General features: G+C 62.2%; 5 protein-coding genes. All 5 read right to left on the bottom strand.

Features of this window, described 5'->3' with window-relative positions; all coding sequences use genetic code 11:
* Window positions 1-39: 39 nt before the first annotated feature.
* The 5 genes from ltrA to tnpA all read right to left on the bottom strand — a co-directional run bounded on the left by ltrA (window position 40) and on the right by tnpA (window position 6,032).
* Entirely contained in the window at window positions 40-1,935 is a 1,896-nt protein-coding gene (ltrA, locus tag AYJ54_RS33350; RefSeq protein ID WP_063696148.1) for a group II intron reverse transcriptase/maturase, read from the bottom strand.
* A 1,079-nt stretch (window positions 1,936-3,014) separates the two neighbouring features.
* Entirely contained in the window at window positions 3,015-3,659 is a 645-nt protein-coding gene (locus tag AYJ54_RS33345) for a UPF0149 family protein (RefSeq protein ID WP_063697013.1), read from the bottom strand.
* Window positions 3,656-5,206: an IS66 family transposase gene (gene tnpC, locus AYJ54_RS33340; protein ID WP_063697015.1), complete on the bottom strand. Its 1,551-nt coding sequence runs from the start codon at window positions 5,204-5,206 to the stop codon at window positions 3,656-3,658. The genes AYJ54_RS33345 and tnpC overlap by 4 nt, the downstream gene beginning before the upstream one ends.
* Before the next feature lie 50 nt (window positions 5,207-5,256).
* On the bottom strand, window positions 5,257-5,613 hold the full coding sequence (tnpB, locus tag AYJ54_RS33335; RefSeq protein ID WP_063697016.1) for an IS66 family insertion sequence element accessory protein TnpB: 357 nt from the start codon (window positions 5,611-5,613) through the stop codon (window positions 5,257-5,259).
* Window positions 5,610-6,032: an IS66-like element accessory protein TnpA gene (gene tnpA, locus AYJ54_RS53595; protein ID WP_063697018.1), complete on the bottom strand. Its 423-nt coding sequence runs from the start codon at window positions 6,030-6,032 to the stop codon at window positions 5,610-5,612. The genes tnpB and tnpA overlap by 4 nt, the downstream gene beginning before the upstream one ends.
* Window positions 6,033-6,121 lie beyond the last annotated feature (89 nt).

Raw genomic sequence — 6,121 nt, 5'->3', positions numbered from 1 at the left:
CGGTAGGGTAGGCGTGGAACACCTCCGCGGAGGATGTCCCTACGCCTCCCCCCAAACCGTGCGGGCACCTTTGCGATGCACACGGCTTTCCATATGCGTATACTCTCGATTGGAAACGGCCACCCGGCACGACGGGCACAGGACGATCGTCTTGCGCCGCCAGCCGGACCGTTTCCAGACTATCAGCGACCCACTCTGCAGGTCTCGAACGCGGCGGAGGTGATGCATCTCGAATGGTCCTGTCGCGCCGCCACATGCTTCGCATCGGCGAGCATGCAGCCGGTCGATTAGGTCATTCGAGTTTATGACCCACCACGCGCCTCTTGTGAGATCGTCAATTCCTTGACTTATCCAAAAGGTTCGCGTGAGGTGCTTCAGTCTCCACAGTTTGATCGTGCGAAGCTTGCCTCGGACTACAGAGGACACCTCGTAATCCGACCCTTTCCACAGACGGGCCATGATTTGTGCCCTCGTCGTTCGATGGCGCAACGCCAGCGTCTTGATGAGGCTGCGGAACACAACGAGCTCCAGCACTCCCAAGGCACGTTTGTTGTCATCGGCAAACGAGTAATAGTTGGCAAAACCACGGAACTCCGAGTTATAGGCGAGCACGGTCGCGGTGTCGCTGGTGACCAAGAACTGCTCACGAGCACGGCCGGTCTTCCTGGCGAGGTCGCCATACCCATGCCGTTTGCAGAACTCGGTTATCCGCTTGCGTGGCACACGCAGACTGATGTTGCCGGTAGTCGGCCGACGCGTAACGCGCCATGTCCGTGCTGCCGGTCCCTTGCGGTTGGACTTTCGTCCACCCCCGTAGGACGTGTACGCCGCGATGCGGTAGCCGAGGAAGGTCACTCCCTTTGAAGCGGCCTGAATCCCACTCTTCTCAGGCGAGATCGCGAGCTTCAGCGTCTCTGTCAAGAATCGCTCAACAGAGGCCATGGTCTCACGAGCCTCCTCCTTGCTGCCGATGATGCCGATCAGGAAGTCGTCGGCGTATCGACAGTAGCGGAGCCTTTTGAAATTGGGATCCATGGGATCGACGGAAGGTAGTTTCCGTCTCTCCTTATTGATGGCTTTGATCTCTGCCAATGCGGCATTGATCTCGGCCAGCTCCGCGCCGTTGGCGCGCAGCCGCTCAATCTTCCGGCGGAGGCCCAGGACGCGCCTTTGCAACGCCGCATAGGGCGGGAATGCGCGTCGGTCGCGGCCTCTATCGAATCCCGCCCTCATTGTCTGCATGTGCTGATCCAGCTCGTGCAGATAGATGTTGGCGAGCAAGGGCGATACGACTCCGCCCTGTGGTGTACCGCTGTATGTGCGTCCATAGACCCAATCTTCCATGTAACCCGCTTTCAGCATTCCTTCGATCAGACCGATGAATCTGTCATCATCGATCCGCTTCTTGAGAAGCCTGAGCAGGACGTCATGGTCGATGTTGTCAAAGAACCCACGCACATCCACTTCGATCAGCCACTTGCAACCCGTCCAAGTCTTCTTGACGAGATTTAAAGCGGTGTGACAGGACCGCCTCGGGCGGAACCCATGCGACTCACCGAGGAACACAGGTTCATAGATTGCTTCGAGGATGGTCCTGACCGCCTCCTGAACGAGTCGGTCTTCCACCGTGGGAATTCCCAGCGGTCGTGTCTTGCCGTTGCCCTTCGGGATATAAACCCGTCGGACAGGTCGGAAGCGATATGTGCCCTCTGCCACGCGACGGGCGAGGTCGGCGAGCTTCGCCAGCGACATGCCGTCGAAGGTCTTGCCGTCAACACCAGGCGTCAAGGCTCCCTTATTTTGGGAGACCTTTTCGTAGGCCCGCTCAAAGAGAAATGGAGATCTCATCAGGCGGTGAAGGCCATTGATCCGCTTGCCCGACCGCGACAAGGTCGGAAGTGATTCAATTCTCCTCTGGATGGTAGCGGCCTGCATCAGCAGAACCTCTCCGTCGAAGAATCTCTTCTACGCATACTGCAAATGCCGTTTTTAGCGGCATCGTCCTTCCCCCGATCGGAGGCGCTTTCGATCCGGTCACCCGGCCTTATACGCATGATCGTCCGCCTTGCGGCGGCTGTCCCGGCCGTTACGCCAGGCATTTGGGTACTACGACGGCTCCGTCGCCATACAGGCTCGCGAACGAACCTGCTGCAGGCGATCCCGTAGTTGCGTGTGTGGGGAGTTGCGGTGTGTTTAGGTGTCCCATTTGCTTCCTTGACCCTCCGATGGAGGTCGTCCCACGCGGACTGGTGGCAGATCGCACTGGCCGGTGCGTTTTGCCCCGCGTGGCGTAGCGTGTCAGCCGCGTTCGCTACCGCCAACCCTTTAGCGACTGGAAACTGGGATTCAGGCAATACAGCTTTCACCGTGCACACCTTACTCTGTGCTCTCCACCGGGCTGCGGCGCCCGATTTCGAGACGTTTCCCGACATGCTCTGGTCCCGTTCCTCTTTCGAGGTCTCAGTCGTTTCCGACACCGGTAAGTCGGGCAAGTAAGAGCCAAACCAGTAGGCTCCATTCTTTCGAACACTCCCTTCTTCTTCACGCCACAACGGCGCACGCCCTTCGGGTGACGATCCTTCGCGCAAAGAGATAAGGTGCTCCTCGCCGGGGGCACTCGGGAAAGGGGCCCGCCTTCGGCGTCGACTATCACTGCCCCTGTCCCGGGTGCCACAATTGACCGGTCACGTCGCTGCACTCGGTCCCGCGTGCCGGCTGCGCCGTCGCTATGCTCACGCTCCTGCGGGTGCGATTTTGAGTGGCGCGATGCGTCTCTGGCGCACGCCTGCAAGCACTGCATGGAGAGCGAGTCATGCATGTCCGACCGCTCGTCGATCTTCGCCAGATGGCATCGGCCACGCTGCGGTCTACCCCGCGATAGCTCGCGGCCTGATAGCCTCGCTATTGAGAAGCTTCTACGCCATGACGCGATCCTGATGATTGGTATCTGTAGCCAAGAATCGAGAGTTAAAACGTAAGCGGTACGAGAGGGCCACGGACTTGGCGCGGACGGCCTACGCGCCACGCTTGAAGCGTATAGGCATCCAGAACTGCCGCAGGGCCTCGACGGCTGCTGGAATGTCGCGCCAGGCGTTTTGGACGATGGGCGGCGTTCCCAGCTTGTGCCGGGCCGGGGGCAGCAAGGGCCGACCGGCGTCATCGATGTAGTGGACCAGGATCGGTCGCAGCATAAGGTGTTCGGTTCCGTTCGGGGAGAGAAGCCGCGACCAGACGAGAAGCCGAAGCTTCATGACGGCGTAGAAGCCCATGCACCAGGGCTGCGGGTCGACTTCGCCGTCCTGCGATCGCACGAACAGTGGCTCGAAGCTCTCCGGTCTCGTCGACAGTGTCTCGCTGATCGCGTTGTGGCGCATCAGCGTGGCGGCGATCGCCGAGAACTCCTCGGTGTCGTGATTGAAGGCATCGGGATCGACGCCGAGGAGCGGGCACACCCATTCCTCCGAGGCCATCGAGACCGGCCCGGCGACGACAGCGGCCACTGCGCCGTCGAGCATGGAGAGCGACGTCGCCCGCGGATGCCGAAGCGTCGGCGACCTGGCGCGCTCGCTCATCCATTGTCCGAGCCGTTCGAACGACATGGCATAGTCCGCCATCGTCGTCTTGGCCGGTTTTCCTCGCCGTCGCTTCGGCTTCGTCATGCCACAGCCCGCTTGTCGGCTTCGCGTGCGGCCTTCCAGTTCCAGGCCAGAAGTTCGTGAAGCTGGTTGACCTTCGTGGCGCCACTCACTATCCGCTCGAGAACGTCGACGAGATAGGCCTCGGGGTCGAGGCCATTCAATTTGGCCGTGTTAAGAAGCGAAGAGAGTACCGCCCATGTCTCGCCCCCGCCCTCGTCACCACTGAACAACGAGTTCTTTTTCCCGATCGCAATTGGCCTGATCGATCGCTCGACGGTGTTGCTGTCTGGCTCGAGCCGCCCGTCATCCAGGAACGCCGTCAGGCCCTGCCAGCGTTCGAGCATGTAATCGATCGCCTTGATGAGCGTCGAGCGGCAGGAGATTCCGTCTTTCACCGCGACCAGACGGGCCTTCAACGCCTCCATCATCGGCTTCGTCTCGGCCTGTCGCGCCGCGCGGCGTTCTCCGGCGTCGAGACCGCGGATCCTCTCCTCGATCGCGTAGACGGCTGCGATGCGCTCGATGACCTCCGCGGCGAAGGGTGAGTTCGTCGTCTTGTGCACCCTCACGAAGTTGCGGCGCGCGTGAACGAGACAATACGCCAGCTGGATCTTGCCCGACATCTTCGCATCGCCCACCAGCGAGGCGTAGGCGGCATAGCCGTCGACTTGCAGCACGCCTTCGAAGCCGGCCAACTGCGCCACGATCTCCTTCTTGCCGCGACCGCCCGCGAACACATAGGCGACCGCAGGCGGTGCCGGACCCTTCCACGCCCGATCGTCCGTCGCATGCGCCCAGAACTGGCAGGTCCTCGTGCGGCCGCGTCCCGGGTCGAGCACCGGCATCGGCGTCTCATCGCAGAACAACCGCTCGAAGCCGTGCATGGTCTTCAGTTGCAGATCGTAGAGGCCCCTGACCAGCCACGCCGCGCTCCCCATCCAGCGCGCCAGCGTCTGACGGTCGACGACGACACCCTGGCCCGCCAGGATCTGCGTCTGGCGGTAGAGCGTCGATTGCCAGGCATATTTGGCCGCGGCGATATGCGCGATCAGCGCCGTCGTCACCATGCCGCCCTCGACGAGCCGCGCCGGTGCCGGGGCCTGGACGATCGGGCCCTCACAGGCGCGGCAGGCATATTTGGGACGGATCGTGCGGAGCACACGCAGCCACGCGGGAACCCGATCGAGCGCTTCGCTGCTCTCCTCGCCGATCCGATGCATCTGACCCGTGCAGCACGGGCAGAGCGTGGACGCCGGCTCGATCACCCGCTCGACCCGGGGCAGATGCGCCGGTAGCGCGCCGATGTTGCGCCTCGCTTTGCGCCGCTTCGGTCTCGACGCGTCCGGTTCGTCATCGTTGGCCGGAGGCTGCGCGCCGGCGGTCCGTTCCAGATCGAACGCGATCTGTTCGGCACAGACGATCGCCGAGCGCTCCGATCGCGAGCCGAAGATCAGGCTCTTCAACGTGGCGATCTCTGCGCGCAGATCGTCGTTCTCGCCTTCGAAAGCCAGCACCATCTCGGCGAGAGCCGCAGGGTCAGAGGGGAGATCTTCAGGGCGAAGCGCCATATCGCAGAGCTACACGAACACACCCGGACTCGCCAGCAAAACAAGACGATTCAGGCGACTTTCGTCGGCCGCTTCGTCACCTTCGGGACCACACGCGACCACTCCGCAAGACCTTCGATCAGCATCGCCAGTTGCGCCCCCGTCACCAGCATCGTACCCTCGCGAACAGGTGGCCAGGCGAAGCTCCCATTCTCGAGCCACTTCGTCGCTAGAACTATTCCAGAGCCGTCAAAAACGAGAAGCTTCAAACGATCCGATCGCTTCGATCGGAAGACGTAAACGTCGCCGCTGTAGGGTTTGCCGCCCAATCCCTCCGCCACCAGCGCGACCAGGCCATGAACGCCTTTGCGAAAGTCAATCGGCTGCGTCGCGACGAACACACGGATCATTGGACCGAACGTGATCATCGCATCGATCTCACCGCCGCCAGCACGCGCTCCAGCGTCGCGGCGTCGACGCCGACGGGCACGCGCACCGTCGCGCCCGCGATCATCACCTCGATCCGCTCGGCCGGACCCGCCAGAACGTGTGGCTTATCGATCACGTTCGGCCGCGCCTCGACGGCGTCATCGAGCCTGACCTGCACGAACTGCGGCCCTTCGCTCGACGCAAGCCGCGCATTGCGCCGCCACACACTGAGCAGTCCCCGGTTGACCCCGTTGCGCCGCGCCACCTCGGAAATGCTCGTCTCCGGATCGGCGCTCTCGGCCACGATCCGCGCCTTCTCTGCATCGCTCCAACTGCGCCGTCGCGTCTCCCCCGTGATCACTTCGATCCGCTGATAGGAGGCGGCGTCATGCCTGTCTTGATGTCTGTCTTGATGCATGGAGTCAGTGTCCCTCGCGCTGTCGAATCTAGGCGCGAGTCTCGCTCATGCCGTCCACCTAAACGAGGTGGGGTCGTCGTACCGCTATC

This window comes from Bradyrhizobium centrolobii, from assembly GCF_001641635.1.
GTDB lineage: Bacteria > Pseudomonadota > Alphaproteobacteria > Rhizobiales > Xanthobacteraceae > Bradyrhizobium > Bradyrhizobium centrolobii.
The sequence above is the reverse complement of the archived record's forward strand: the minus strand, read 5'-3'. Positions and strand labels throughout refer to the sequence as shown.

What these genes read in the sequence shown, in the direction of transcription:
- ltrA (WP_063696148.1), bottom strand. Translation starts at nt 1,935, where the DNA reads ATGCAGGCCGCTACCATCCAGAGGAGAATTGAATCACTTCCGACCTTG.
- AYJ54_RS33345 (WP_063697013.1), bottom strand. Translation starts at nt 3,659, where the DNA reads ATGACGAAGCCGAAGCGACGGCGAGGAAAACCGGCCAAGACGACGATG.
- tnpC (WP_063697015.1), bottom strand. Translation starts at nt 5,206, where the DNA reads ATGGCGCTTCGCCCTGAAGATCTCCCCTCTGACCCTGCGGCTCTCGCC.
- tnpB (WP_063697016.1), bottom strand. Translation starts at nt 5,613, where the DNA reads ATGATCACGTTCGGTCCAATGATCCGTGTGTTCGTCGCGACGCAGCCG.
- tnpA (WP_063697018.1), bottom strand. Translation starts at nt 6,032, where the DNA reads ATGCATCAAGACAGACATCAAGACAGGCATGACGCCGCCTCCTATCAG.